This is a genomic window from Desulfonatronum lacustre DSM 10312 (assembly GCF_000519265.1).
In the GTDB taxonomy this organism is placed as follows: domain Bacteria; phylum Desulfobacterota; class Desulfovibrionia; order Desulfovibrionales; family Desulfonatronaceae; genus Desulfonatronum; species Desulfonatronum lacustre.
The window spans coordinates 3447809-3473764 of sequence record NZ_KI912608.1 but is presented as its reverse complement, the minus strand read 5'-3'; the positions used below and the strand labels follow the sequence as shown (position 1 = coordinate 3473764).

The window sequence follows — 25956 nt, the reverse complement described above, 5'->3', positions numbered from 1 at the left end:
AACGATCATGCAGAACATGCACTTGGGAAAAGCCGTCCGTCTGGAACGGATCTTCAACCGCAACACGGGCCGGACCATCGTCGTGCCCATGGACCACGGGGTCAGCGTCGGGCCCATCGACGGGCTGGTGGACATGCGCGACGCCATCAACGGGGTGGCCGAGGGCGGAGCCAACGCCATCATCCTGCACAAGGGGCTGGTGCGCTGCTCCCACCGAGGCAAGGGGGCGGACATCGGATTGATCGTCCATCTCTCGGCCAGCACGTCCCTGTCGCCGTTTCCCAACGCCAAGACCCTGGTGGGCACGGTGGAGGACGCCATCAAGCTGGGCGCGGACGCGGTCAGCCTGCACGTCAATATTGGCGACGAGACCGAGCGCGACATGCTGGAACAGATGGGCCGGGTGACCTCCACGGCCATGGACTGGGGCATGCCGGTGCTGGCCATGATCTATGCCCGGGGACCGAAAGTCGGCAACGAATACGATCCGGGCGTGGTGGCCCAGTGCGCCAGAGTGGGCGTGGAACTGGGCGCGGACGTGGTCAAGGTGCCGTATACCGGCAGCGTGGAGTCCTTTCGTAGGGTTGTGGACGGCTGCTGCGTGCCGGTGGTCATTGCCGGCGGACCGAAGCTGGACAGCAGCGAGGACCTGGTGCGCATGGTCTACGACAGTTTGCAAGCCGGCGGCGCGGGGTTGTCCATCGGTCGGAACATCTTTCAGGCCGCCCAGCCGGCCCGGTTGGTCCAGGCCCTGCACGGCATCGTCCACGACGACTGGGAAGTGGCCCAGGCCATGGAACTGTTACAGTAGGAGCGCATCATGATCCAAGTTTGGTTCAAGGCCGTACCCTTTGACAAGACCACCGTGACCCTGGCCCTGGAATCCGGGGTGGACGCCCTGATCGCCCCGGCGGACAAGGTTGATGCAATCAAGGCCCTGGGGCGGGTCGTGGTGTTCGCCGAGGACGAGGTGGACGCTATTTGTCTGGAAAGCAAGGCCGACGAGGAAGCCGCGACGCGCTGCATGCGCTCCCAGGGCAAAGTATTGTTACGCCTGGGCTGGGAGATCATTCCCGTGGAAAACATCCTGGCTCAGGGGGAAGGCCTGGGTGTGGAAGTGGCCTCCCTGGAGCAGGCCCGATTGGCCGCGGGCATTCTGGAGCGGGGCGTGGATTTCGTGGTGGTCGTGCCCGAGGCCATACATGACCTGAAGGCCATCGTGACCGCCCTGAAGCTCTCCGAGGGCCGGCTGGAACTGAGCACGGCCCGGATCGACGCCATCACCCCCGTGGGGCTGGGGCATCGGGTCTGCGTGGACACCTGTTCCCTGCTGCGCACCGGCCAGGGCATGCTCGTGGGCAATTCCAGCGCCTTTACCTTTCTGGTGCATGCCGAGACCGAGGAAAATCCGTATGTCGCGGCCCGGCCCTTCCGGATCAACGCCGGTGCCGTGCATGCCTACACCCTGCTGCCGCGGAACCGGACCGCCTATCTGGGTGAAGTCGCCTCCGGACGGGAAGTGCTGATCGTCGACGCCGAGGGCCGGACATCATTGGCCGTGGTCGGCCGCTCCAAGGTGGAAATCCGGCCCTTGATCCTGATTTCCGCGACCTGCGGGGACAAAGCCGGCACGATCTTTCTGCAGAACGCGGAGACCATCCGCCTGGTCCGGCCCGACGGAACGCCGGTGAGCGTGGTGGCCCTGGCTCCGGGCGATGAAATTCTCTGCCGGCTGGACGCGGCCGGACGCCATTTCGGCATGGCCATCAGCGAGGAGATCAGCGAAGCATGAGCCCGAACCATTCCGACCCGTCCGAATTGTCATCCGAACTGCCACCCGAGGCCCAGACCCGCATGGCCGAGCTGCGTCACGGCATCGACGCCATTGACCAGGAACTGTTGGCCACCCTCAACCGCCGGGCCGCCCTGAGCCTGGAAGTGGGGCGGATCAAGCGCGATTCCCGGGACATCATTTTCAAGCCGTTCCGGGAAAAGGAACTGCTGGCCAGCCTGACCGCGGCCAACCCCGGTCCGCTTCCGGAAGATCATCTGCGCAACATCTACCGGGAAATCCTCTCCTCTTCCCGGCGACTCCAACGCCCCCAGACCATCGTCTATCTTGGTCCGGAGGGAACCTTTTCCTATTTCGCCGGGGTGGAATACCTGGGGCACAGCGCGGAATTCCAGCCCAAGCCCACCCTGCACGAGGTTTTCCAGGCCGTGGTGGCCCGGGAAGCCGAACTGGGCGTGATCCCCCTGGAAAACTCCCTGCAAGGCACCGTGGGCCAGAGCCTGGACCTGTTCCTGCAATTCGAGGTCCACGTCCAGGCGGAAATCTACTGCAAGATCAGCCATGCCCTGCTCTCCACGGCCCGCCAACTGGCCGACGTGACCACGGTCTACTCCCATCCCCAGGCCCTGGAGCAGTGCTCGACCTGGCTGCGCTCCCACCTGCCCATGGCCCGGATCGTGCCCGCGGAAAGCACGGCGGCCGCCGGTCGTCGGGTGCTGGAGGAGCCGACCAGCGCGGCCATCGGCCATGTCCGTATGGGCCGGATGCTCGGTCTGACCGCCCTGGCCCGGCGCATCGAGGACCAGCCGGACAACTGGACCCGCTTCCTGGTCATCGGCTCCCTTCCCGCCGGGGCTGGAAACCAGGACAAAACGTCCATTCTGTTCACCCTGCCGGACAAGCCCGGCGCCCTGGCCGCGGTCCTGAACCTGCTGGCCCGGGAGGGCATCAACATGAAAAAGCTCGAATCCCGGCCTTTTCGTGGTGAAAAATGGAAGTACGTGTTTTTCGTGGATCTGGAATGCGACGTCAGTCGCCAGGAATACCAACAAGTCCTGACCGACCTGCGCAATAACTGCCACACCCTGCGCATCCTCGGCAGCTACCCGTCCGGGCCGTATCTGGACGTCAGTGAAGGGTGAGCTTTTCACTTCTCAATCTTTTCAGGAACAACCTATGCCGACCCCCGTCATCCTCCAGGCTCCGGCCTCCAAGTCCCTCTCCCACCGCGCCCTGATCGCCGCGGCACTGGCCCCTGGCCGGTCCCATTTGAGCAATGTTCTGGAAAGCGAGGATCTGGAGCGGACCCGGGATATTCTGGCCCGGGCTTCGGCCCTGATCGAGCGTGACGCTCCCGGCAGCTATGCTGTCTCGGGCATGCCGCACGGCCCCCTGGGCCGGGAACGCCGGGACGGCCTGGGGCCGCTGGTCATGGACGTGGGCGAGTCCGGGACCACTTGTCGGTTGCTGACCGCGGTGCTGGCCGCCGGGCATGGGTCCTTTCGGATTCAGGGGCGAGGCAAGATGCACGCCCGGCCCATCGCCAGCCTGGTCACGGCCCTGGCTTCCCAGGGAACCGAGGCGGAGTACCTGGAGCAGCCCGGCTGCCCGCCTCTGGAGCTGCATGCCGCCGGGCTGCCCGGAGGCGAGGTGACTATCGACCTGGACGAATCCAGCCAGTACCTCTCCGGCCTGCTCCTGGCCGCGCCTTTGGCCCGTGCGCCCATGACCATTCTGGTGGGCGGGAGCAAGGTGGTTTCCTGGCCGTATGTCGGTCTGACCCTGGACATCATGGAACGATTCGGCATTCGCTTCCAGGTGCAGACCCTGCACCATGAACGCTGGATGGACGTGGACTGGCGCGAGCCCGGCGAGATTGCTCCGGGCCGGTTGCGCATCCGGGTTCAGCCCGGTGCGTATCGGGCCAGGGACATGGCCGTGGAGGGAGATTGGAGCAATGCGTCCTATTTTCTGGCTGCCGGGGCCCTGAGCGCCGTTCCGGTGGGGCTGCGCGGCCTGAATCCCGAGTCTCTTCAGGGCGACCGGGCCATCGTGGACATCCTGGCCCGGATGGGGGCCGTGGTGTCCTGGGATCAAGATCAGGTGACCGTGGTCGGCGGCGAGCTGCACGGCGTGGATCTGGACATGGGCGCCTGCCCGGACCTGGTGCCCACGGTGGGCGCGGTGGCGGCCCAGGCCAAGGGGACGACCACCATCCGCAACGTGGCCCATTTGCGGATCAAGGAAAGCGACCGCCTGGACGCCGTGGTCACGGAGCTGGCCCGGATCGGGGCCAGAACCACGGCCCTGGAGGACGGGTTGCGCATCGAACCGGCTCCGTTGCCTGTGGGAAAACGCTTTGCCTTCAAGGCCTATGCGGATCATCGCCTGGCCATGAGCTTGTCGCTGCTGGAACTGGGCGGCATCGGCGTGGACCTGGACCAGCCCGGCTGCGTGGCCAAATCCTTTCCGGAGTTCTGGAAGCGTTGGGATGAGCTGAAAGCCGGTCTTGTCGGTGCGGGACGAGAAACGACATGAACCAGGCGGATACAATAAACCAGGCCGGGACGATTTCCCGGTGTTGCGTGATCGGCTCCCGCGGGCGGATGGGTGGGTTGTTCGTCTCCCGTCTGGAGGCCGCAGGGGTCGCGGTGACCGGGCTGGATAAGCCCCCGGACCAGCCTTTGGAGCCGGCCCGATTGGCCGAGATGGTGCCCGGCCACGACCTGCTGCTCCTGGCCGTTCCGGCCCCGGCCATGGACGAAGTTTTGAAAAAATGTTGCCCGCACTGTTCCCCGGAGACCATCGTGATGGACGTCTGTTCCGTGAAGGTCCAGCCTTTGGCTCTGATGCTCCGCCATCATTCCGGCCCGGTGGTGGGCACGCATCCCTTGTTCGGCCAAGAGCCCGGCGACGATCCCCGGGTGGCCGTGACTCCCGGCCGGGACGATTCCGCGGCCCAAACCGTGTCCATCCTCATGGAGCGACTGGGCTTCATCCCTTTCCTGACCACCGCGGAAACCCACGACCGGGCCATGGCCGCGGTCCAGGGGCTGAACTTCGTGACCACCTGTGCCTATCTGGCCGCTCTGGCCGGGGACGAGGAAATCCGGGATTTCCTGACCCCATCCTTCCGCCGTCGCCTGGAAGCGGCCCGCAAGATGCTCACCGAGGACGCGGCCTTGTTCGCGGATTTGTTCGAGGCCAACCCCTACAGCCAGGACGCGGTCCGGCTGTTCCGCTCCCATCTCAACCTCGCCGCGGGCGGGGATGTGGACGTCCTGGCCCAACGGGCCGGCTGGTGGTGGCGAAGTTCAGAGCAAGGGGAGAAAACCGGCCCGTGAATCCAGGTGCATCGAAAGTGTACCGAAGATAAGAAAAGCCGCTTCTCCCCCAGGGGAGGGCGGCTTTTTTTTGGGGGTTCAGGGGTTCACGGTTCAACGGTTGGGGGCGAGTTATACCACTTCTGCTTCGGCAATGCGTTTTTCGCTTGAGAAAATGCAGGTATCGGGGTCGGCGTCGGTATCGGTATCGGGATCGATACTGTTTGTTCGCCAATAATCCTAATTCGACCCCGATACCGATACCGACCCCGATACCGAAAGAGAAGCTTTGAATTAGAAATGGTATTACTGAACCATGAACCGTTGAACCGTTGAACCGTTGAACCGTTGAACCGTTGAACCGTGAACCAAAAAAAAGGAGCCACCATGTCAATCGACTTGTCCCAGACCGGCCAGTGGCTGGCAGCGGACGTGCAGACGCCCATCAGCCTGTTTCTCGGGCTGGTGGGCAAGCGGCAGGGGATTTTGCTGGAGAGCGCGGAGGTGGACGGGCGGCTGGGCCGCTACAGTCTGATCGCCTGGGACTTCCGGCTGCGGCTGAGCTGCCGGGACGGACGCATGGACGTCCAGGCTCAGGATGTCCGGCTGAAAAGCCTGGAAAAGCTCGACGGGGAAGAGTTTATCCCGGCACTGCGTGAAATCCTGACCACCGTGCGGATCACGCCCCAGGATGAATTCGCCGGATTGCCGGCCCTGGCCCGGGGGCTCTATGGCTATTTCGGCTACGGCATGGCCGGGCTGTTCGAGCCCAAGCTGACCGAGCAGCTTCCTCCGAGCCAGGCCGATGCCTGTCTGGTGCTGCCCGGGCGGGTGGCCTTGTTCGACCATCTTCATCATCGCTGCTGCGTGCTCAGCCTGGATCCGGACCGATCCGCAGTGGACGAGCTGCAGCAAAGCGCTCCGGACGAACCGCCGGTGATGGGGCAGGTACGACATATTCCCGAAGCCGGGGAGTTCATGGAGCGGGTCCGGCGGACCAAGGAGCTGATCCGTACCGGGGAGGTGATTCAGACCGTGATGTCCACCCGGTTCGAGGCCCCTTTTTCCGGCGAGCCCTTTGTCCTCTACCGTCGCTTGCGCCAGATCAACCCCTCGCCGTACATGTTCTTCATGCGCCTGCCTCGGCTGACCCTGCTGGGTTCCTCTCCGGAATTGCTGGTTCGCTGCCAGGGCGGTCTGCTCCAGTCCCGGCCCATCGCCGGAACCCGGCTCCGCGGCGAGACCGAAACCCAGGACCGGGAGCTGGCCGAGGAGTTGCTGGCCGATCCCAAGGAACGGGCCGAACATGTGATGCTCGTGGACCTGGGCCGCAACGACCTGGGCCGGATCGCCGCGCCGGGCACCGTAACGGTGGAGAAGTACATGCAGGTGGAGCGTTTCTCCCACGTGATGCACATGACCTCCTACGTTCAGGCCCAACTGGCCCAGGGCAAGGACGCCCTGGACGTGCTCCAGGCCACGTTTCCGGCGGGAACGGTCAGCGGCGCGCCCAAGATCCGGGCCATGGAGATCATCGCCGAAGAGGAGCGGTTGCCGCGCGGGCCCTATGCCGGGGCCGTGGGTTGGCTGGGCTTGAACCCGGCGGATGGGCCGGACCGGGACGCGGTCAATCTGGACACGGGGATCACCATCCGCAGCCTCTGGGTGCGCGACGGCCAGGTCCATTTTCAGGCCGGGGCCGGGATCGTCCACGACTCTGATCCACACAAGGAATGGCAGGAATGCCACAACAAGGCCCGGGTGCTCTTTGAAGCCTTCAGCCGCCAGGGAGGAAGCGATGTTTTTACTTATCGATAACTACGACTCGTTCACCTTCAATCTGGTCCAGGCCTTTCAGGTTCTGGGCCGTTTTCCCCACGTGGTGCGCAACGATCAGCCGGAGCTGTTGGGCCTGGCGACCAGTCCGGAGCTGGAGGCCGTGGTCATCTCTCCGGGGCCGAGCCGACCGGAGCTGGCCGGAAAGTGCCTGGAGTTCCTGAAGCTGCTGCCGATCTCGGTCCCGGTGCTGGGCATCTGTCTGGGACATCAGATTTTGGGACATCACGCCGGGGCGTCGGTGGTGGTGGGCCAGCGGATCATGCACGGCAAGACCTCGCCGGTCCGGCATACCGGCGAAGGCTTGTTCGCCGGTATGCCCCAGCCCATGGAGTGCGGGCGCTACCATTCCCTGCTGGTCCGGGTGGAGGAGGCTCCGGAACTGCTGGAACGCACGGCCTGGACCGAAGATGGCGAGGGCGAGGTTATGGGGTTGCGGTACACGGACCGGCCCTGGGCCGGGGTGCAGTTTCATCCGGAGTCCATTCTGACCCCGGATGGTCCAAAATTATTGGAGAATTTTCTGAAGATGCACGCCTTAAACCAATTCTGATTTGGTAATGCAGTTATCGGGGTCGGGGTCGGGGTCGGAATCGGCATCGGAATTGATGATGTCTGAATGCGCATAGCCTGACTTCGACCCCGACCCCGACCCCGATACCGATTCCGATAGCGACGCCGATAAAGAACCGCTGAATTGGAAATGGTATTAATCGCTGAACCCGGAGGTAAGAGCCAATGACCACGCGCATAAGCGACATCCTCGAACAACTGGCCCGCAGGCAGCCGCTGACCGACGTGCAGGCGGACCGGATGTTCAACGCCCTGCTCCAGGGCGAACTGAGCCAGGCCCAGGCCGGCGCCTTCCTGATGGGTCTGCGGGCCAAGGGCGAGGACTCCACGGACCTGGCCGCCGGAGTACGGGCCGGGCTGGCCCATGCCAAACAAATTCCCGGCCTTTCCGGACCGCGGATCGACACCTGCGGCACCGGGGGGGACAATGCCCAAAGCTTCAACTGCTCCACGGCCGTGGCCCTGTTTCTGGCCGAGCTGGGCTACCAGGTGGTCAAGCACGGCAACCGGGCCGTGTCCTCCTCCTGCGGCAGCGCGGACGTGCTGGAAGCCCTGGGCGTGCCCCTGGAGACGAACCCCGAGGACGTGGCCGGACGACTGGCCGTCGGCAAGTTCGTCTTCCTCTTCGCTCCGTCCTACCACCCGGCCTTCAGGCACATCATGCCCGTGCGCCGGGATCTGGGCATCCGGACCCTGTTCAACCTGATGGGACCGCTGCTCAACCCGGCCCGGCCCACTCATCAGCTCATCGGCGTGGGCGACCCGGAGGCCCTGTTCACCATGGGCGAGGCCCTGCTGCTCACCGGGGTGGAGCGGGCTCTGGTGGTCCACGGGGCCGGCGGGTTCGACGAACTGACCACTTTTGGCCCGGCCCGCTGCTATCTGGTCAAGGACGGGATCATGGAAAAAACGGCCATCAACCCGGAACGGTTGGGTTTCGACCGCCATGCGCCGGAGGACGTGGCGGTCCGGGACAAGGACCATGCCGTGGGCGTGCTGCGGGAAATTCTTGGCGGCGGCGGCCCAACGGCCATGGTCCAGATGGCGGCCCTGAATCTGGCGGCCTGCCTTTTTCTGCTGGAAGAGGGCAAGACCTTGGTGGAATGCGCGGAATTGGCCCGGGCCGCGATGAAGCGGGGCGTGAGCGGCCGAGTACTTCATGGGGGACTCCATGGCTAGCTCCATGGCTAGCTCCATGCTTGAGCGCTTTCGCCAGGCCAAGCAGGCTGAAATCCGGGAGCTGATCTCCCTGGAATCCGCGGGCCGCCTGCCCGAGCCGTCCACCATTCCTCGTCCGTCCCTGGCCAAAGCCTTGTTGGAGCGGGGACCGGGCGCGGTGATCGCGGAGTACAAGCGGGCCTCGCCCAGCCGGGGGGTGATCAATGCAAGCTGGACTCCGGAGCAGGCCTCCGCCGGGTATGCCCGGGCCGGAGCAGCGGCCTTGTCCGTGCTCACCGAGGAAGCCTATTTCCAGGGCAGCCTGGACTTTCTCCCGGTCATGGCCGCCCTCGGCCTGCCCCTGCTGCGCAAGGACTTCCTGCTTCACCCTCTGCAGGTTCGCCAAACCGCCGCCACCCCGGCCTCGGCCCTGTTGCTCATCGCCCGGATGCTCAACCAGGCGGAACTGGAATCCATGCTGGCCGAATGCTGGACGTTCGGCCTGGAGGCCGTGGTGGAGGTTTTTGACGAGGAGGATCTGGACAAGGCCAAAGCGGCGAGTTCGACGCTGATTCAGGTCAACAACCGGGATCTGGATCGACTGACCACGGACCTGCGCGTTTCGGAGAACCTGATTCGGCACAAGGCCGAAGGCGAGGTCTGGATCAGCGCCAGCGGCATGAACACGGCCCAGGACATGGCCCGGATGCGCGACGCCGGCTTTCACGGCCTGCTCATCGGCTCCCGGCTGATGCAGGAACCCGATCCCGGACAGGCCCTGGCGGAACTCCTGCGGGCTTTGCGCAAGGAAAAGTCCCATGAGTGAGCAAATCCGCCAAGGAAGTTCAAGGGTCGACGGCCCCCTGGTCAAGGTCTGCGGCTTGCGGCGCCCCGAGGATGTGGCGCTGTGCGAGGAGCTGGGCGTGGACTGGACCGGCTTCATCTTCTACCCGCCCAGCCCCAGAAACGTGAGCCCGGACCATGTCGCGGCCCTGCCCCGAGGCCGGGCCGCGCGGGTCGGGGTCTTCGTGCTCCAAACCGCTGAAGAGGTTCGGGAGATCATGGACCAGGCCGATCTGGACTTGGCCCAGCTTCACGGAGGTCAGGACCGACGTTTCTGCGAAAAGGTCGGGCCGGAACGAGTGGTCAAGGTCTTCTGGCCCTTGCGCTATCCAAACTTAGCAGACCTGGAACGAGACATGGGCGCGTTCGCGTCCTCGTGCCGGGCCGTGCTCCTGGACGCCGGAACCGCGGTGGGCGGTCACGGCGTCAGCCTGGATTTCCCGTCCCTAGCCCGCCTGACCTTTCCTCGGCCCTGGCTTCTGGCCGGAGGCCTGAGCCCGGACAATATCCAGGAAGCCTTGGGCAGATGTCGTCCGTGGGGCGTGGATCTGAATTCCGGGGTGGAGGAGGCTCCGGGAAGGAAGAGTTCCGTGCTGCTGCGTAAGGTCATGGAACGCATCAAAGCCATGCCCAGCGAGTTGTCCAAATCGAAATCGAAATCGAAATCGTGATCGAAATCGAAAGAAGAAACATCAAAGGCGGCGGACATGCGGTAGTGGTGCGTATTTCTCTCCGATTTCGATTGCGATTTCGATTGCGATTTGGACACTGATATCGAGAGATACTAACGGCAACCAGGACTCCATTCGTCACACTCATGAACCCAAATCAGAGGAACATCACATGAAAAAAGGATATTTCGGCGATTTCGGCGGGCGGTTCGCTCCGGAACTGCTCATGCCCCCGCTGTTGGAACTGGAGGAGGCCATGGGGCGGATCATGGCCGGGGAGGCGTTTCAGCGTGAGCTGACCGAGTTGTTGACTCATTTCGTCGGTCGCCCCACGGCCTTGTATCACTGCGCTAACCTCTCGCGGGAAGTCGGTTTCGGGGTCTGGCTGAAACGCGAGGATCTGGCCCACACCGGGGCGCACAAGATCAACAACACCGTGGGTCAGGCCCTGCTGGCCAAGCACATGGGCAAGACCAAGCTGGTGGCCGAAACCGGGGCCGGGCAGCACGGCGTGGCCACGGCCACGGCCGCGGCCCTGCTGGGTCTGGAGTGCATCGTGTACATGGGCGCGGAGGACGTGGTCCGCCAGGCCCACAACGTCCAGCGCATGGAACTGCTGGGCGCGACGGTCCGGCCCGTGGAGTCCGGCAGCCGGACCCTGAAGGACGCCATCAACGCGGCCATGCGCCACTGGATCGCCGAGCAGGCCGCCACGCATTATTGCCTGGGCTCGGCCGTGGGGCCGCACCCCTTTCCCCTGCTGGTGCGCGAGCTGCAGGCCGTGATCGGCCGGGAAGCCCTGGCCCAGTTTCGAGAACGCACCGGGAAGCTGCCGGACCGGGTCGTGGCCTGCGTGGGCGGCGGGTCCAACGCCATCGGCATGTTCCATGCCTTCGTGCCCCATGAGCAGGTGGCCCTCATCGGCGTGGAAGCCGCCGGGGACGGTTCGCCGGGCTGCTGTCATTCCGCCACCCTCAGCACCGGAACCCCCGGAGTGCTGCACGGTACCATGACCAAGCTGTTGCAAACCCCCGAGGGCCAGATCCTGCCCTCCCACTCCCTGGCCCCAGGCCTGGACTACCCCGGCGTGGGCCCGGAACACGCCCACCTTCAGGCCCTGGGCCGGGCCGAGTACGTCTGCGTCACCGACGATCAGGCCCTGGCCGGATTCATGCGCCTGACCCGCTCCGAAGGCATCCTCCCGGCCCTGGAAAGCTCCCACGCCCTGGCCCACGTCCTCAGCCTCTCCGGAACCCTGCCCGCCACCACCGACGTCATCGTCTGCCTCTCCGGTCGTGGAGACAAGGATTTGGAGATCGTGCGACAGGCGCTGGCGAAGAGAGATGGTTGAGACCTGATGGCTGAGACCTGATGGCTGAGACCTGAGAGGAAATACGGTTTAGGGGTTGAATGCAACAGCTTTTCTCTCTGACTTCTGACTCCTGACTCCTGACTATTGAATACCCACTCCTTCTAACCTTTCCGGAGAACCCTAATGTCCACAAGTCATTTGACCGATAAGATCAATCAGGCCCTGGCCCAGGGTCGTAAGGCCGTGATGCCCTACTTGCCCGCCGGATATCCGACCAAGGATGCTTTCTGGAAGCACATTCAGGATCTGGACGCCGCGGGTGCTGACATCATCGAGATCGGCGTGCCTTTTTCCGATCCCGTGGCCGACGGACCGGTGGTGGAGCAGGCTGCCCTGCACTGCCTGGAGCAGGGCGTCACGCTGGGTTGGATACTGGAGGAACTGACTCGAAGGCGCTCGACCATCCGGGCCGGGATCGTGCTGATGGGCTATATGAATCCCTTTCTTCAGTACGGCATTCCCAAACTGGCTCGGGACGCGGAGCAGGCCGGGGTGAACGGGCTGATCATTGCCGATCTGCCCTTGGAGGAAAACGTCGAGATTCGTAATATTCTTCAGAAGCACGGCATCGCCCTGATCCCGCTGGTCGGCCTGAACAGCTCCATGGAGCGGCTCTCACTTCATGCTGAAAAGGCCTCGGGTTTCGTCTACTTCGTCTCGGTCATGGGGACCACGGGGGTCCGGGACGCCCTGCCGGAGGAACTCCGGGAGGCCCTGCTCCAAGCCAGACAAACCTTCTCCATTCCCCTGGCCTTGGGCTTCGGCCTGCACTCCCCGACTCAGCTTCAGGGCGTGGAATCCGCCGTGGACGGGGTGGTCATGGGCAGCGCTTTGATCCGGCACCTGGAAGCAACCGGTAAGGTTGGTGATTTTTTGAGCCCCTGGATGATACCTTGATAATTCCAATATACGTTGCTTTTTTCACAAACCTTGACTAGAGGCATACCAAAAAGGTCTTGTATATTTTGAAATTTTTCATTTTTGTCATGCATTTTTGTATGTTGGATCGAAACTGGAGGCGACGATGAAAAAGGCAACGTTCGGGATCTTTTTGATCCTATGGTTCGCCCTGGCGTTTCTTCTGCCGCTGATGATCGGCGCGCAGGGACCGTCGGGAACAAGCTACGTGGGGTCCAAGGAGTGCTCGTACTGTCATCCGGATGAGTATGAACGGTTCATGGAGCACGCCAACAAAGCCAACTCCGACCACAGCGTCCGGCTGATGGCTCCCAAGTTGACACCGGAGGAACTTCGAGAATGCTACGGGTGTCATACTACCGGGTATGGGCAGCCAGGAGGATTTCGAAGCTTCGAAGAAACTCCGGAAATGGCCCATGTGGGGTGTGAAAGCTGTCATGGCCCGGGCTCCGTACACGCAAGGACCGGCCACCAGGACGACATCCTCGGCAGTCTGTCCCTCGACGTCTGCCGCCCGTGCCATGAAGACGAACGAGTCCAAGTGATCAACTACAAGCCGCTGCTCTACAGCGGGGCGCATTGACCGCAAGGGAGACAATCATGAATATGCTGCGCAACTCCCTGGGAGCAAAGATTCTCGTTCTGGTCACCATCTTGACGGCATCGGTTTTCGTGGCCCTCCTGCTCGTCAATTCGTATTGGCAACGCACCGACACCATGCATCAGATCGATTCCATGGGCACGCGGGTGTCGGATCTGCTGCAAATGGCTATCGAAGAACCGATGATCGTCGGTGACGACGAGGGGACCCGGGACCAGTTCGCCAAGGTCGAGAACCTGTACACTGATATCGACGTGTATCTGACCGACTTTCGAGGCAACATCACCTACGCGACTCGGCCGAAAGTGGTGCGGGAGGATATGCTCACGGTGTATGGTCAGCAGGAAATACGGGCAATCCTGCAAGAGGGCCTGAGCCGGGAGACGGACCGGGCCGTACTTTTGGATACCGCTGAGAGGCCATACTATGTTCGCCTCCGTTCAATCCCCAATGAACCAGCCTGTTACCATTGCCATGGTCGATCCCAGCCCATTTTGGGCGCCATGCTCGTTTTTCAAGACGTGGGCGTGGAAATGGCGACGCTCAGGGACCATCAAGTCAAAGGAGCGGCGCTTTCCTTTGGCGGATTCGCCATTTTACTGGCCAGCCTGTTGATTTTCATGCGCAGAGCCGTTGTCGGAAAAATAGCGACATTGAGCGGCGCGAGCCAAAAAATCAGTCAGGGCGACTACTCCGTCACCTTTGACATCACCGGTTCCGACGAACTGGGGCGGCTGGCCCGCAACCTGGGGACGATGGTCAAAAGCATCCAGGATCAATTGGAGTACAACAAAGAAGTTTTAGAGGGCATTGCCGTCCCCCTCTACGTGACGGACCATGAAGAAAAAGTCACCTTTATCAACGACCAAGCAGTCGAATTGCTTGGCAAATCCAGAGAAAGTATCCTCGGGCACCCAACATGCGAGATGATGGGGGTGGCCCCAGGCTCCTGCGCCGCCTCACAGGTTATTCGCGAGGGCACGATTGTCAAAGGCAAGCGGGAATACACCCATCCCGACGGACACATTGTGCCGATATACCGTGAAGTTTCTCCGCTCAAAAACGCTCAGGGTCAGGTGATCGGCGCCATTGGTGTGGTCATCGACCTGACCCAGGAGGAAAAAGCCAAGGCTCGGATACAGAAACAGCAAGACCATTTGCTTGTCGTGGCCCGCGATGTAACCGAGGTGTCGAACTCTCTGCGGAACATGGCCCAAAGACTTTCGGACCAGATGATCACGGTCAGCGATCGGATCGGGATGACCGAGTCACAGACCACCCAGGCGGCCACGGCCATGAACCAGATGACGGCCACGGTCATCGAGGTCGCCCGCAGTTCGGCCCAAACCGCTGAAGCCGCGGCCCAGGCCACGCAGAGCGCCCAGGAGGGCGGTCAGGGCGTCCGGGAGACGGTGGACGACGTAAAGCGCGTGGCTCAGGATACGGACGCTTTAGCCCGCTCCCTGAACGATCTGGCCTCACGGGCCGAGGACATCGGCCAAGTCCTGAACGTGATCAATGATATCGCCGACCAGACCAACCTTCTGGCCTTGAACGCGGCCATCGAGGCGGCCCGGGCCGGAGACGCCGGACGCGGTTTCGCCGTTGTCGCCGACGAGGTTCGCAAGCTCGCGGAACGTACGGTGCAAGCCACCAAGCAGGTGGAGGAGGTAATCACCACGATCCAGTCCAGCACCCGGAACGCCGTGGAGAAAATGGAGCAAACCCGCTCCGTGGTCGAAAACACGGCCGAAAAGGCCCTGGTCGCCGGGGAAGCCCTGCAAACAATCGTTGAGCGGTCCGAATCCATGGCGGACATGATCCGGACCATCGCCACCGCTGCTGAGCAGCAATCCGTGACCAGCGACGAAATCAATGAAAGCATCGGCCAGGTCAGTCAATTGTCCACGGCCAACAGTCGGGACATTCAGGAGGCGGATCGGGGCATTCAGGAGATCGCGCAAATGTCTGAGCGACTGAACGAACTGGTCAAGAAGTTTCAGGACAATTGACCGGACACGATTTCTACGTATTTCGACGCGAAGGAAAGGAAGGGGGCGGACCGGACATTGCCGGGGCCGCCCCCTTATGTTTTACGCGCGGTCTCACTCCGCTCGATTTTTCTCGATTCCGGGCACGAGAACGAGCTTCGCTTCGCTGAGCACGATAAAGTCGGCCCTTGTTCATTCCGAGGCTTGACAAACTGCATCAACAGCTAATAGGAATAGTTCTCGTTTACGCAACAGAAGGACGCCAATCATGCCGAAATCCAACCCTCGTTTGACGCCACAGCGAAGAATCATCCTTGAAGAACTGCGCGGGACTCGGACACACCCCACCGCCGACGAGGTCTACGACTTGGTGCGCAAGCGCCTTTCCCATGTCAGCCTGGGGACCATCTACCGCAACTTGGAATTTTTGCACTCCCAGGGACTCATCCGCAAGCTGGACAAGATCGGTTCGCAAATGCGCTTCGACGCGTTCGTGGACCCGCATCTGCACGTCTGCTGCGTTGAATGCGGAAAGGTTGGAGATTTGCCTTCGGACGCCGCTTCGGTGGTCATGCGCCGGGACCCCGCCCTTGAGGCCGAGAGTGAATTCCGGATTACCGGGCACTGGCTGGAGCTGTACGGCATTTGCGCGGATTGCATGACAGCGCGTGAAAACGGCTGACAAAGCGTTCTCTCGATGCGCGACCTGTTTTGAACCACGAAACCCTACGAAACCATGGAGGACATCATCATGAGCGGACTGAAAGGAACCCAAACCGAGAAGAATCTGCTGGTCGCATTTGCCGGGGAGTCCCAGGCGCGCAACAAGTACACCTACTTCTCCAAGCAGGCCAAGAAGGAAGGGTACGAGCAGATTTCCTTTATTTTCGAGGAAACGGCCAACCAGGAAAAGGAACATGCCAAGCGTCTGTTCAAGTTCATGGAAGGCGGCGAGGTGGAAATCACGGCCTCCTTTCCGGCCGGGGTGATCGGCAACACCTATGAGAACCTGATCGCCGCAGCCGAAGGCGAGCACCACGAGCAGACCGAAATGTATCCGAGTTTCGCCAAGGTCGCCAAGGAAGAAGGTTTTCCGGAAATCGCCGCGGCCATGGAGGCTATCGCCATTGCCGAGCGGCAGCACGAAAAGCAATATCGCGAACTGGCCGCGAACATTCAATCCGGGAAGGTCTTTCTGAAGGACCTTTCCGTGACGTGGCGTTGCCGCAACTGCGGGTATGTCGGCTCCGGAACCAAGGCTCCGCACACGTGTCCGGCCTGCGACCATCCCCAGGCGCATTTTGAAGTCCTTAAGGAAAATTGGTAGCGTTCAACCGCGCCCGGCCGGAAGTACCACCCGAAAGATCCACCGGCCGGGCGAAAGTATTTGGAAATGGTTTGACGGGCGGTTCGTATCCGAATAGGCTTCAACTTATCCTTATTCCCCATGAATCAGACAAGGAGCGTAGGAATGGCCCAACAACATGAAGTGTACAAGTGTGACCTGTGCGGCAACATCATCGACGTCCTGCACGGAGGTGGCGGAGAGCTGGTCTGCTGCGGCGAACCCATGAAGTTGATGACTGAAAACACCGTGGACGCCGCCAAGGAAAAACATGTGCCCGTGGTGGAAAAGACGGCCAACGGTTACAAGGTGACCGTGGGAAGCACTCTTCACCCCATGGAAGCCAAGCACTACATCGAATGGATCGAAATCATCGCGGACGGCAAGTCGTACAAGCAGTTCCTGCAACCCGGCCAAGAGCCCGTGGCTGAATTCTGTATTCAGGCCGAACAGGTCACGGCTCGCGAATACTGCAATCTGCACGGCCTTTGGAAGGCCTAGCCGAGTTGCTTGATTTCCAACTCGGCATCCCGCTTGACGACTAACCCGCCTAACGGCGGGGAACACAGGGAGAAAGCATGGCCACCCCGGAAGACATGTACCAGTGCCAAGTCACGAATTGCGGATGCATCTACAACCCCGACCGGGGCGACAAGCGCGGCAAGATATCTGCCGGAACGGCATTTCGGGATCTGCCGGATACGTGGAAATGCCCGGTCTGCGGAGCCGGAACCAAATCGTTCCGCCCTTTGGCCGGGCCCGGTTCGGCCGTCGAGGAAGCTCCCAAAGGATGATTGAAATCTTTTGCCCACCTTTTAGCCCAACTTAAGGAGTCGCTTATGCGATATGTGTGCAGTATCTGCGGTTACGTTTACGACCCCTCGGAAGGCGATCCGGACAGCGGCGTCGCCGCGGGAACCAGCTTCGACGATGTTCCCGCTGACTGGGCCTGTCCGGTCTGTGGAGCGTCCAAGGACAATTTCGAGCCGGAAGGGTAACCCGGACCATCACCTACCAAGCCCTCTCCAGAAGTCCGGGAGAGGGCTTTTTTATTGGAGAACACGAATGCTGCCAGTCGAAATCAAAAAGGATATTTTCTGGGTCGGTTCCGTGGATTGGAACCTCAGGGATTTTCACGGCTACTCCCTTGCCCCTCGCGGCACCACCTACAACGCCTACCTGGTCAAGGACGAAAAAATCGCCCTGTTCGATTTGGTCCCGGCGAACCATGTGGACGAATTATTACGTTGCCTCAAGGCCACCATTGATCCGGAACAAATCGACTATCTTATCGTCAACCACGTGGAGCCGGACCACTCGGGGGCGTTGCCCAAGATCATGGAGATCGTCAAACCGGAAAAGGTGTTCTGCTCGCCCATCGCCAAGCAGGCTTTGATCAGTCATTATCACCGTGAGGACTGGCCCTACGAGGTCGTCGCCTCCGGCCAGAGCATCAGCCTGGGCAAGCGTACGGTCACCTTTCTGGAAACCAAGATGCTGCACTGGCCGGACAGTATGTTTTCCTTCCTGCCGGAGGACAAGCTGCTCATCTCCAGCGACGCTTTCGGTCAAAACCTGGCTTCCAGCGAACGGTTCGACGACCAGGTTGACAAGAGTCTGCTGTTCGACTTGGCCGCCAGTTACTACGCGAACATCATTCTGCCCTTCTCTCCTCTGGTTCAAAAGCTTTTGGCAAAGGTCGGGGAGGTGGGCTGGGACATCGACATGATCGCACCGGACCACGGGCTGATCTGGCGGACCCATATTCCGGAAATACTGGCCAAATATGGAGAGTGGAGCGCCCAAAAGCCCCAGCGCAAGGCCGTAGTCTTCTACGACACCATGTGGAAAAGCACGGAACGGATGGCCCGGGCCATTGCCGATGGGATGATGGCCGAAGGCGTCAGCGTGCAGATGTTTTCCTTGAAATCGGCCCATCACAGCGACGTGATGCCGTTTATCATGGATGCTCAGGCCATCGTCGCCGGCTCCCCCACCCACAACAACGGCATGCTCCCATTACTCGCGGACATGTTGACTTATATGAAGGGACTCAAGCCACAAGGCAAAATCGGCGCGGCCTTCGGCTCTTACGGTTGGAGCGGCGAGGCGGCCAAACAGATATCCGAGTTCCTGCAATCCGCCAAGGTGGAGATCGTTGCCGAACCGTTGCGCGTCAAAAACGTCCCCACGGACCAGGATCTGGACGCCTGCCAGGAATTCGGCAGCAAGATCGGACGGGAGGTGATCGCTCGCGTTCCAGAGTGATTTTTTCGCGGATCATACACGGTCGCCCCGTTCATTCCGGGCGAAGGCGGATCGAACGAAAGCAAAGGGCGCTCTCAATGAGCGCCCTTTCACATGGTGCGTTCCAAGAGTATGACGGTTGCCTTTTCACGTTGTATCTACTCAGCACATTTTGTGCCCGCTCTTGCTCCGGCAATCGGGGTCGGTATCGGAGTCGGAATCGGAACAGGAAGATTTTAGAACGCTTCCCAGCGTTTTCGATTCCGATCCCGATTCCGACCCCGACCCCGGCAACAGCATTACTCTGTGCTGAGTAGTTACTTCACGTTTATGATCGAGAGATCTCGACTGATCAGTATCATTCCTTGGCAAACCGTTGCTTTTTCGTAAGATGAAACAAAAAAGTGTGCTCTCGTCCCCTTTTGGTTGACATGCTCCTGTCGCGGGGCTAGGTAATTCACCATACTTTGGAAAAGCATTGTGTTGAAATGTTCTTTTTTTCACAGGCCCTGGAGTCGTAAAACGACGATTCCACCCGGCCCTGGGAAACGACAATTTTTCAATGTCTGAAAACCTTTACCTTTAATGCTTTTCACCAAAGGCGATTTCTTCCTGTTTAACCGTTTAAACGGAGGTGGGTTATGAGACTCAGTGTTGGTCTGGCAAAGGAAGGAGCCGAGAAACGGCTCGAATGCCGTGGCGTGAATCGCCGCGACTTCATGAAATTCTGTGCGACGGTCGCTGCGGTCATGGGCATGGAAGCCTCGTTCGCCAAACAGGTGGCGGCCGCGTTGACCGATCCGCGCAGGCCCTCGGTGGTCTACTTTCACTTCGCGGAGTGCACCGGCTGTTCCATGGCCGTGGTCCGTACGGTCAACCCGTACATTGACGAACTGCTTCTGGACACCATTTCCCTGGATTACCACGAAACCCTGATGGCCGCGGCCGGCGACGCCGCCGAGGACGCCCTGGCACAGGCCGTGAACTCGCCTCACGGGTTCATTGCCGTAGTCGAAGGCGCCATTCCCACCAAGGACAACGGCATTTACGGCATGGTCGGCGGACATACCATGCTGGAAATGGCCCAAAAGTATCTGCCCAAAGCCCAGGCCGTGATTTCCATCGGCGCCTGCGCGACCTTCGGCGGCGTCCAATCCGCCGACCCGAACCCAACCGCCGCCATGGGCGTGAACGAGCTGATGGAACACCTCGGCTTGCCGACCCGGGCCATCAACGTCGCCGGCTGCCCGCCGAGCCCGTACAACTTTGTGGGCACAGTGGTCCACCTGCTGACCAAGGGCATGCCCGAACTGGACCGTTTGAATCGCCCGAAGATGTTCTACGGCGAGTCGGTCCACGAACTGTGCGAGCGCCTGGACCATTTCTTCAATTACGAATTCGCCCCGTCCTTTGACTCCGAAGAAGCCAGAAAGGGCTGGTGTTTGTATGAAGTCGGCTGCAAGGGGCCGGACACCTACAACAATTGTCCCAAGGTCAAGTTCAACGAGACCAACTGGCCCGTGGAAGCCGGCCACCCCTGTATCGGCTGCAGCGAGCCGAAGTTCTGGGATCAGCTGAGCCCGTTCTACAAGCCGGTCTAGGCTGTCTCGATTCGTAAACCGCGATTCCCGAAACCTATCGTAAGGAGGACATACCATGTCAGGCTGTAAGCCCCAAGCCGCACCGGTCATTCCGGTGACGCCCCAAAGCGCCTACTCCGGGCCGATCGTCGTCGATCCGTTGACCCGGATCGAGGGCCATCTGCGTCTGGAAGTGGAAGTGGACAACGGCAAAGTCGTCAACGCCCGTTCCAGCTCCCAGTTGTACCGTGGTCTGGAGACCATTCTGAAGGGTCGCGACCCAAGAGACGCGCAGCACTTCACCGCTCGCGCGTGCGGGGTCTGAAACTACGTACATGCCCTGGCATCCACCCGATGCCTGGACGACGCCGTGGGCGTCGAGATTCCCGATAATGCCCGGATCATCCGCAACCTGGTCATGGCTTCGCAAACCGTCGCCGACCATTTCATCCACTTCTACGTCCTGCACGCCCTTGACTGGGTCGACGTAACCAGCGCCTTGCAGGCCGACCCGATCAAGGCCGCCAAGATCGCCAACAACATCTCCCCGCGTCCGACCAAGGCCGAGGACTTGAAGGCCGTTCAGGAAAAGCTGACCACCTACGTCAACCAGGGCCAGCTCGGTATTTTCACCAACGCCGACTTCCTGGGCGGACACCCGGCCTACTACCTGCCGCCGGAAGTGAACCTGATCGCCACGGCCCACTACCTGGAGGCCCTGCGCCTGCAGATCAAGGCCACCCGGGCCATCGCCATCTTCGGCGGCAAGGTCCCGCACACCCAGTTCACCATCAGCGGCGGGGTGACCTGCTACGAATCCCTGCGACCCGAGCGGCTGGAAGAGTACCGCTCCCTGTTGCGCGAGACACGGGAATTCATTGAACAGCTATACATCCCGGATCTGCTGGCCGTGGCCTCCTACTACAAGGACTGGGCCGGCATCGGCGGATGCACCAACTACCTGGCCTTCGGCGAGTATCCGAAAATCGAGAAAGACCTGAACAGCCGCTGGCTGCCGCCCGGCGTGATCATGAATCGCGACCTGTCCACCGTGCATGACGTTGATCCCAACGCCATCTACGAGCACGTGGCCGCCAGCTGGTACGAAGGCTCCGAAGCCCGGCATCCTTACGAAGGCGTGACCGAGCCCAAGTACACCAAGCTGGGCGATACCGAGCGCTACTCCTGGATGAAGGCCCCGCGGTACAATGACGAGCCCATGGAAGTCGGCCCGCTGGCAGCCGTGCTGGTGGCCTACGGCAAGGGCCAGCCGGAAACCGTCGCCGCCGTGGATCTGGTCCTGAACCACCTCGGCGTGGGCCCCGAAGCCCTGCACTCCACTCTGGGTCGGACCGCGGCCCGCGGTATCCACACCCTGACCATCGCCCAGAAGATGGAAGACTGGCTGGACGAACTGGTGGACAACCTGAAGAGCGGGAACAACAAGATCGCGGAGAACCATGAAATGCCCGACGAGGCCGAGGGTGTCGGATTCGCCGACGTGCCTCGCGGCGCGCTGAGCCACTGGATCAAGATCAAGGACGGCAAGATCGAGAACTTCCAGTTGGTTGTCCCCTCCACCTGGAACCTCGGACCGCGCTGCGACAAGGGCAAGCTGGGACCGGTGGAAGAGGCGCTGATCAACACGCCCATCGCCGATCCGAAGCGTCCCGTGGAACTGTTGCGCACCGTGCACTCCTTCGACCCTTGTATTGCTTGCGGCGTGCACGTCATCGACTCCAAGACCAACCAGGTCCACGAGTTCAAGGTCCTGTAACCATAACCTGAACGTCCGATTGCCTTTTGCAACGCCGGACGATATGCATCAACGGAGAGCGAAGGGACCCCGGGGGTCGGGGATTCTTCGCTCTCCGTATTTGGAAATCCGATGAACGAACAGAACTCTCCGAAAATTCTGGTTCTTGGCGTGGGCAATATTTTGCTCAAGGACGAAGGCGTCGGCGTCAAGACCGTGGAAAAACTGCGCGCCGAGTACTCCTTTTCAGCCAACGTCGAACTCATGGACGGCGGTACATTGGGCATGGCCTTGATGGAACCGATCATGGAGTTTGACCGGCTGATCGTCGTGGATGCCGTGGTCAACGGCGGCGAACCGGGAACGCTGTACCGTCTGGCCGGCGTAGAGATGGGCAAGAGCGTGGCCTTCAAGAACTCCATGCACCAGACCGACCTTTTGGAAACCCTGGCCACCTGCAAGGTTCTGGGCAACTGCCCGGACGCCGTGGTCATCGGCATGGAGCCCAAGGAGTTCGACCCCTGGGGCACCGAATTGACCCCACCCTGCCAGGCCCGCCTGGAAGATATCTGTCAGGCCGTACTCCAGGAAATCACGGACCAGGGCGGCGAATATCGCCCGATTACGCAATAATACTATCGGGGTCGGTATCGGTATCGGGATCGGGATCGATACTGTTTGTTCGCTAATAATCCTAATTCGACCCCGATGCCGATACCGATACCGACCCCGAAAGAGAAGCTTTGCATTAGAATGGTATAACGCGCGGTTACTTTCCAAAAACGGAACCTGCCGCGTCGTTGAATTTGATTTCACCACGAAAAAGGCCGCCCAATGGGCGGCCTTTTTCGTTTCCGGTAGGCGTGGGGTACCGGCTATTTGATGAACAACATCTCCTGATAGCTGGGCAGGGCCCACAGATCGTCGGCCACCAACGTCTCCAGGCAGTCGGCCCATTCACGAACCGTGTTGATGGCCGGAAGGATCGCCTCGCAGAAATACTTGGCTTCCTTGAGGGTATCTCCATGAGGGACCTTCCCCAACGCACCCTCCAGATCGCCCACGGCTTTCTGAAGGGAACGCAGCTTGGCGGTCACGTCCTCCAGGGTGATCATCTTCACGTCGTGGCCGATGGCCTTGAGGTTGGCGCAGGTGGCGGCCAACTCTCCCTGGTAGCGCACGGCGGCCGGAAAGATCACGGTCTTGGCCAGGCGGATGGCCAGGTTGGCCTCGGTGTTGATGGTCTTGCTGTACTGCTCCAGATAAATCTCCTGGCGTGAATGCAGTTCCGCCTCGGAGAGCACGCCGTAGGTTTTGAACAGCTCGATCACCGGCTTGCTGGTAATCTCGGGCAGGGCCTCGGGGGTCGTCTTCAGGTTGGGCAGGCCGCGCTTTTCGGCTTCCTTGTGCCATTCCTCGGAATAGCCGTCCCCGTTGAAGATAATGGCCTCGTGTTCAATGATGACTTTTTTGAGCAGGGCCTGGACGGCGTTGTTCAGCTTTCCGGGATCGCCCTTGGTGGCCTTTTCCAGTTCCGTGGCCATGTAGTCCAGGGACTCGGACATCATCGTGTTCAAAGCCACCTGCGGCCCGGCGATGGACTGGGCGGAACCCACGGCGCGGAACTCAAAGCGGTTGCCGGTAAAGGCGAAGGGGCTGGTCCGGTTGCGGTCGCCCGGATCCATGGGCAGCGGCGGCAGGGTGTCCACGCCCACGGTCAGGGCGTCTTTCTTCTTGGATCCTTTTACGGCTCCGGCCTTGATCTGCTCGAACACGTCGGTCAGTTGCGCGCCCAGGTAGACGGACATGATTGCCGGAGGCGCCTCGTTGGCGCCGAGGCGATGGTCGTTGGATGCCGTGGCCACGGTGGCCCGCAACAATGCGCCGAACTTATGCATGGCCCGGATGGCCGCGGCGCAAAAGATCAGGAACTGGGCGTTTTCATGGGGGGTTTCCCCCGGATCGAACAGACTGCCCAGTTCGGCGTTGCCGATGGAGTAGTTCAGGTGTTTTCCGGAGCCGTTGATCCCGGCGAAGGGTTTTTCGTGCAGCAGACATTCCATGCCGTAGCGCTTGGCCACGTTGCGCAACACGGTCATCACCAGTTGATTGTGGTCCGTGGCCAGGTTGCCGGCCTCGAAGATCGGCGCGATTTCATACTGTCCGGGAGCGACTTCGTTGTGTCGGGTCTTCACGGGCACGCCCAGCTTGTACAGCTCCCGCTCCACTTCCATCATGAAGGAGAGGACGCGGCGCGGGATGGCTCCAAAGTACTGGTCTTCGAATTCCTGGCCCTTGGCCGGCTTGGCTCCGAACAGGCTACGACCGGCGATGAGCAGGTCGGGGCGGGTGAAGACGAAGTTGCGGTCGATCAGGAAGTATTCCTGCTCCGGGCCGGCATAGGAGGTCACCGGGAGCTTGGTCTCCACGCCGAACAGGCCGAGCACGCGCTTGGCCTGCTTGTTCAGGGCCTGCAAGGAACGCAGAAGCGGCGTCTTCTTGTCCAGGGCCTCGCCGGTCCAGGAGACAAAGGCCGTGGGGATGCACAGGAAGGTCCCGTTGGGGTTTTCCAGGATGTAGGCCGGGCTGGTCACGTCCCAGGCCGTGTAACCGCGGGCTTCGAAGGTGGTCCGCAGACCGCCGGAAGGAAAGCTGGATGCGTCCGGCTCGCCCTGGATCAGCAACTTGCCGCTGAACTGGGCCATTGCCCCGCCGCTGCCGTCCGGGACCAGGAAGGCGTCGTGCTTTTCCGCGGTCAGGCCGGTTAACGGGTAGAATACGTGGGTGAAATGGGTGGCCCCTTTTTCGATGGCCCAATCCTTCATGGCGTTGGCCACGATGTCCGCCAGGGCCGGGTCCAACTTTTCGCCGTACTCAATGGTTTTCTTCAAAGACTTGTAAGCATCCGAAGGCAGTCGTTCCTTCATCACCTTGTCGTTGAAGACGTTGCAGCCGAACAGATCCGTGGGCTTGGTTTCCGCGAAGTTCAGCGGTGCCGCGGAGGGTACGTAGTTGGTGACCGCTGAAATGGCGTTCAGACGTGACTGGATTCCGCTCATGAAAATTCTCCTTTGTAGTTCTTCTCGTGTTGACAAATATCCGGCCTCAAGAAAAAACGTACTTGCAACCTGACGTCCTGTTCGGAATCGTCCCCGGCAGAAAGCGCGGCGACCAGCGCGGGAGACGAGCACTCTCCATAAAGGCCTCTCCCGTGGCTCGTCCCCTCTGTTTCCTCAGGGCCTGTTCCATTTGCACGCAATTTAGCAAAAGTCGTTCCAAGAAAATATTGCATGATATATTAGGAGATTATAAATCTCCCCGCAAGGCGGGAAACAATTTTATTACATTTTTGTATTCAAATGCTCATTTTTTTATCAGTTTAGCTTCTAATATTACATTTTTGTACAAATATTTAAACAGGCAGCATTCCGCCAGAACAAGGAGGTCTCCTTCATGACCCAGACCATATCCGCCTTGACCAAAAACAAACCGGGAGTCCTGGCCGACATGGCCCAGGCCATCCGGAAATACAACGTCAACATCCGCAGCATCTCCGCCGGGGAGACCGAGGACCCGGACATTTCCCGGCTGACCATCGGCCTGGACGGGACCGACGAGGACGTCCAGCGGATCACCGAGGACATGGCCGCGATGGACGTGATTATCGGCATGGACGATCTGCGACGCAAGGAATTCGTGGACCGGGAGCTGATCCTGGTCAAGGTGGCCATGGACCCGGCCACCACCACCCAGATCATGCAGATCTTCGAGGTGTTCCGGGCCAACGTGGTGGGCATGGGCCGACGGACCATCACCGTGGAAATGAGCGGGGACCGGGAACGGGTGGACGGGTTGATCAACATGCTCAAGCCCCACGGCATCAAGAGCCTGTGCCGTTCCGGGATGATCGCCCTCAAGCGCGGGGACGAATGATATCTTCGGCCGTTTCG

At 61.0% G+C, this 25956-nt stretch carries 25 protein-coding genes; 24 read left to right on the top strand and 1 reads right to left on the bottom strand.

Features of this window, described 5'->3' with window-relative positions; genetic code table 11:
• The first annotated feature begins 16 nt into the window (after nt 1–16).
• From DESLA_RS0116365 to DESLA_RS0116255, 23 genes are all read left to right on the top strand, one after another.
• Nucleotides 17–811, top strand: coding sequence for a 2-amino-3,7-dideoxy-D-threo-hept-6-ulosonate synthase (locus tag DESLA_RS0116365; RefSeq protein WP_028573309.1), 795 nt, complete (start codon nt 17–19; stop codon nt 809–811).
• A gap of 9 nt (nt 812–820) precedes the next feature.
• Nucleotides 821–1792 (top strand): 3-dehydroquinate synthase II family protein, encoded by a 972-nt coding sequence (locus DESLA_RS0116360; protein WP_028573308.1) that lies wholly within the window; start codon nt 821–823, stop codon nt 1790–1792.
• Nucleotides 1789–2934, top strand: a complete 1146-nt coding sequence (gene pheA / locus DESLA_RS0116355) for a prephenate dehydratase (RefSeq protein ID WP_028573307.1) — start codon at nt 1789–1791, stop codon at nt 2932–2934. Before DESLA_RS0116360 ends, pheA begins: the two co-directional genes overlap by 4 nt.
• A gap of 34 nt (nt 2935–2968) precedes the next feature.
• The gene (gene aroA, locus DESLA_RS0116350) at nt 2969–4330 is read left to right on the top strand and encodes a 3-phosphoshikimate 1-carboxyvinyltransferase (RefSeq protein ID WP_028573306.1); all 1362 of its coding nucleotides are present in this window, start codon (nt 2969–2971) and stop codon (nt 4328–4330) included.
• Nucleotides 4327–5136, top strand: coding sequence for a prephenate dehydrogenase (locus DESLA_RS0116345; protein ID WP_051434769.1), 810 nt, complete (start codon nt 4327–4329; stop codon nt 5134–5136). The genes aroA and DESLA_RS0116345 overlap by 4 nt, the downstream gene beginning before the upstream one ends.
• A gap of 366 nt (nt 5137–5502) precedes the next feature.
• A complete protein-coding gene (locus DESLA_RS0116340) occupies nt 5503–6933 on the top strand; it encodes an anthranilate synthase component I family protein (protein ID WP_028573304.1) in 1431 nt (476 codons plus the stop codon).
• Entirely contained in the window at nt 6914–7504 is a 591-nt protein-coding gene (locus tag DESLA_RS0116335) for an anthranilate synthase component II (RefSeq protein WP_028573303.1), read from the top strand. The genes DESLA_RS0116340 and DESLA_RS0116335 overlap by 20 nt, the downstream gene beginning before the upstream one ends.
• A 185-nt stretch (nt 7505–7689) precedes the next feature.
• Nucleotides 7690–8703: an anthranilate phosphoribosyltransferase gene (gene trpD, locus DESLA_RS0116330; RefSeq protein ID WP_028573302.1), complete on the top strand. Its 1014-nt coding sequence runs from the start codon at nt 7690–7692 to the stop codon at nt 8701–8703.
• Between the two features lie 16 nt (nt 8704–8719).
• The gene (locus tag DESLA_RS0116325; RefSeq protein ID WP_028573301.1) at nt 8720–9508 is read left to right on the top strand and encodes an indole-3-glycerol phosphate synthase TrpC; all 789 of its coding nucleotides are present in this window, start codon (nt 8720–8722) and stop codon (nt 9506–9508) included.
• Complete coding sequence (locus DESLA_RS0116320; RefSeq protein WP_051434768.1) at nt 9501–10196, top strand: phosphoribosylanthranilate isomerase; 696 nt, start codon at nt 9501–9503, stop codon at nt 10194–10196. Before DESLA_RS0116325 ends, DESLA_RS0116320 begins: the two co-directional genes overlap by 8 nt.
• Before the next feature lie 172 nt (nt 10197–10368).
• Nucleotides 10369–11547: a tryptophan synthase subunit beta gene (gene trpB, locus DESLA_RS0116315; protein WP_028573299.1), complete on the top strand. Its 1179-nt coding sequence runs from the start codon at nt 10369–10371 to the stop codon at nt 11545–11547.
• Between the two features lie 144 nt (nt 11548–11691).
• Nucleotides 11692–12465 (top strand): tryptophan synthase subunit alpha, encoded by a 774-nt coding sequence (gene trpA, locus DESLA_RS0116310; protein ID WP_028573298.1) that lies wholly within the window; start codon nt 11692–11694, stop codon nt 12463–12465.
• A gap of 127 nt (nt 12466–12592) precedes the next feature.
• Nucleotides 12593–13069, top strand: coding sequence for a cytochrome c family protein (locus tag DESLA_RS0116305; protein WP_035261958.1), 477 nt, complete (start codon nt 12593–12595; stop codon nt 13067–13069).
• A 17-nt stretch (nt 13070–13086) separates the two neighbouring features.
• On the top strand, nt 13087–15099 hold the full coding sequence (locus DESLA_RS0116300; protein ID WP_028573296.1) for a methyl-accepting chemotaxis protein: 2013 nt from the start codon (nt 13087–13089) through the stop codon (nt 15097–15099).
• A gap of 247 nt (nt 15100–15346) precedes the next feature.
• Complete coding sequence (locus DESLA_RS0116295) at nt 15347–15760, top strand: Fur family transcriptional regulator (RefSeq protein ID WP_028573295.1); 414 nt, start codon at nt 15347–15349, stop codon at nt 15758–15760.
• A gap of 69 nt (nt 15761–15829) precedes the next feature.
• The gene (rbr, locus tag DESLA_RS0116290) at nt 15830–16405 is read left to right on the top strand and encodes a rubrerythrin (RefSeq protein WP_028573294.1); all 576 of its coding nucleotides are present in this window, start codon (nt 15830–15832) and stop codon (nt 16403–16405) included.
• 144 nt (nt 16406–16549) lie between these two features.
• Nucleotides 16550–16924 carry a desulfoferrodoxin gene (locus DESLA_RS0116285; RefSeq protein ID WP_028573293.1) on the top strand — a complete coding sequence of 125 codons (375 nt, stop codon included), beginning with the start codon at nt 16550–16552 and terminating at the stop codon, nt 16922–16924.
• 77 nt (nt 16925–17001) lie between these two features.
• Entirely contained in the window at nt 17002–17217 is a 216-nt protein-coding gene (locus DESLA_RS23505) for a rubredoxin (protein WP_028573292.1), read from the top strand.
• Nucleotides 17218–17262: 45 nt separating this feature from the next.
• Nucleotides 17263–17421 carry a rubredoxin gene (gene rd / locus DESLA_RS23500; protein ID WP_156932998.1) on the top strand — a complete coding sequence of 53 codons (159 nt, stop codon included), beginning with the start codon at nt 17263–17265 and terminating at the stop codon, nt 17419–17421.
• A gap of 67 nt (nt 17422–17488) precedes the next feature.
• Nucleotides 17489–18691 carry an FprA family A-type flavoprotein gene (locus DESLA_RS0116270; protein WP_028573291.1) on the top strand — a complete coding sequence of 401 codons (1203 nt, stop codon included), beginning with the start codon at nt 17489–17491 and terminating at the stop codon, nt 18689–18691.
• 620 nt (nt 18692–19311) lie between these two features.
• Complete coding sequence (locus tag DESLA_RS0116265; protein ID WP_028573290.1) at nt 19312–20271, top strand: hydrogenase small subunit; 960 nt, start codon at nt 19312–19314, stop codon at nt 20269–20271.
• 55 nt (nt 20272–20326) lie between these two features.
• A complete protein-coding gene (locus DESLA_RS21030; protein ID WP_084032138.1) occupies nt 20327–22027 on the top strand; it encodes a nickel-dependent hydrogenase large subunit in 1701 nt (566 codons plus the stop codon).
• A 111-nt stretch (nt 22028–22138) separates the two neighbouring features.
• Entirely contained in the window at nt 22139–22639 is a 501-nt protein-coding gene (locus DESLA_RS0116255; protein WP_028573289.1) for a HyaD/HybD family hydrogenase maturation endopeptidase, read from the top strand.
• Between the two features lie 242 nt (nt 22640–22881).
• On the opposite strand, the gene DESLA_RS0116250 is transcribed toward DESLA_RS0116255, so the two are convergent.
• Nucleotides 22882–25065 carry a glutamine synthetase III family protein gene (locus DESLA_RS0116250; protein ID WP_028573288.1) on the bottom strand — a complete coding sequence of 728 codons (2184 nt, stop codon included), beginning with the start codon at nt 25063–25065 and terminating at the stop codon, nt 22882–22884.
• A gap of 394 nt (nt 25066–25459) precedes the next feature.
• Here DESLA_RS0116250 and ilvN point away from each other — a divergent pair, with 394 nt between their 5' ends.
• A complete protein-coding gene (ilvN, locus tag DESLA_RS0116245) occupies nt 25460–25939 on the top strand; it encodes an acetolactate synthase small subunit (protein WP_028573287.1) in 480 nt (159 codons plus the stop codon).
• Nucleotides 25940–25956 lie beyond the last annotated feature (17 nt).

Bases quoted from the DNA above. Each gene is read 5' to 3' on its own strand.
- DESLA_RS0116365 (WP_028573309.1), top strand. From the start codon at position 17: ATGCACTTGGGAAAAGCCGTCCGTCTGGAACGGATCTTCAACCGCAAC.
- DESLA_RS0116360 (WP_028573308.1), top strand. From the start codon at position 821: ATGATCCAAGTTTGGTTCAAGGCCGTACCCTTTGACAAGACCACCGTG.
- pheA (WP_028573307.1), top strand. From the start codon at position 1,789: ATGAGCCCGAACCATTCCGACCCGTCCGAATTGTCATCCGAACTGCCA.
- aroA (WP_028573306.1), top strand. From the start codon at position 2,969: ATGCCGACCCCCGTCATCCTCCAGGCTCCGGCCTCCAAGTCCCTCTCC.
- DESLA_RS0116345 (WP_051434769.1), top strand. From the start codon at position 4,327: ATGAACCAGGCGGATACAATAAACCAGGCCGGGACGATTTCCCGGTGT.
- DESLA_RS0116340 (WP_028573304.1), top strand. From the start codon at position 5,503: ATGTCAATCGACTTGTCCCAGACCGGCCAGTGGCTGGCAGCGGACGTG.
- DESLA_RS0116335 (WP_028573303.1), top strand. From the start codon at position 6,914: ATGTTTTTACTTATCGATAACTACGACTCGTTCACCTTCAATCTGGTC.
- trpD (WP_028573302.1), top strand. From the start codon at position 7,690: ATGACCACGCGCATAAGCGACATCCTCGAACAACTGGCCCGCAGGCAG.
- DESLA_RS0116325 (WP_028573301.1), top strand. From the start codon at position 8,720: ATGCTTGAGCGCTTTCGCCAGGCCAAGCAGGCTGAAATCCGGGAGCTG.
- DESLA_RS0116320 (WP_051434768.1), top strand. From the start codon at position 9,501: ATGAGTGAGCAAATCCGCCAAGGAAGTTCAAGGGTCGACGGCCCCCTG.
- trpB (WP_028573299.1), top strand. From the start codon at position 10,369: ATGAAAAAAGGATATTTCGGCGATTTCGGCGGGCGGTTCGCTCCGGAA.
- trpA (WP_028573298.1), top strand. From the start codon at position 11,692: ATGTCCACAAGTCATTTGACCGATAAGATCAATCAGGCCCTGGCCCAG.
- DESLA_RS0116305 (WP_035261958.1), top strand. From the start codon at position 12,593: ATGAAAAAGGCAACGTTCGGGATCTTTTTGATCCTATGGTTCGCCCTG.
- DESLA_RS0116300 (WP_028573296.1), top strand. From the start codon at position 13,087: ATGAATATGCTGCGCAACTCCCTGGGAGCAAAGATTCTCGTTCTGGTC.
- DESLA_RS0116295 (WP_028573295.1), top strand. From the start codon at position 15,347: ATGCCGAAATCCAACCCTCGTTTGACGCCACAGCGAAGAATCATCCTT.
- rbr (WP_028573294.1), top strand. From the start codon at position 15,830: ATGAGCGGACTGAAAGGAACCCAAACCGAGAAGAATCTGCTGGTCGCA.
- DESLA_RS0116285 (WP_028573293.1), top strand. From the start codon at position 16,550: ATGGCCCAACAACATGAAGTGTACAAGTGTGACCTGTGCGGCAACATC.
- DESLA_RS23505 (WP_028573292.1), top strand. From the start codon at position 17,002: ATGGCCACCCCGGAAGACATGTACCAGTGCCAAGTCACGAATTGCGGA.
- rd (WP_156932998.1), top strand. From the start codon at position 17,263: ATGCGATATGTGTGCAGTATCTGCGGTTACGTTTACGACCCCTCGGAA.
- DESLA_RS0116270 (WP_028573291.1), top strand. From the start codon at position 17,489: ATGCTGCCAGTCGAAATCAAAAAGGATATTTTCTGGGTCGGTTCCGTG.
- DESLA_RS0116265 (WP_028573290.1), top strand. From the start codon at position 19,312: ATGAGACTCAGTGTTGGTCTGGCAAAGGAAGGAGCCGAGAAACGGCTC.
- DESLA_RS0116255 (WP_028573289.1), top strand. From the start codon at position 22,139: ATGAACGAACAGAACTCTCCGAAAATTCTGGTTCTTGGCGTGGGCAAT.
- DESLA_RS0116250 (WP_028573288.1), bottom strand. From the start codon at position 25,065: ATGAGCGGAATCCAGTCACGTCTGAACGCCATTTCAGCGGTCACCAAC.
- ilvN (WP_028573287.1), top strand. From the start codon at position 25,460: ATGACCCAGACCATATCCGCCTTGACCAAAAACAAACCGGGAGTCCTG.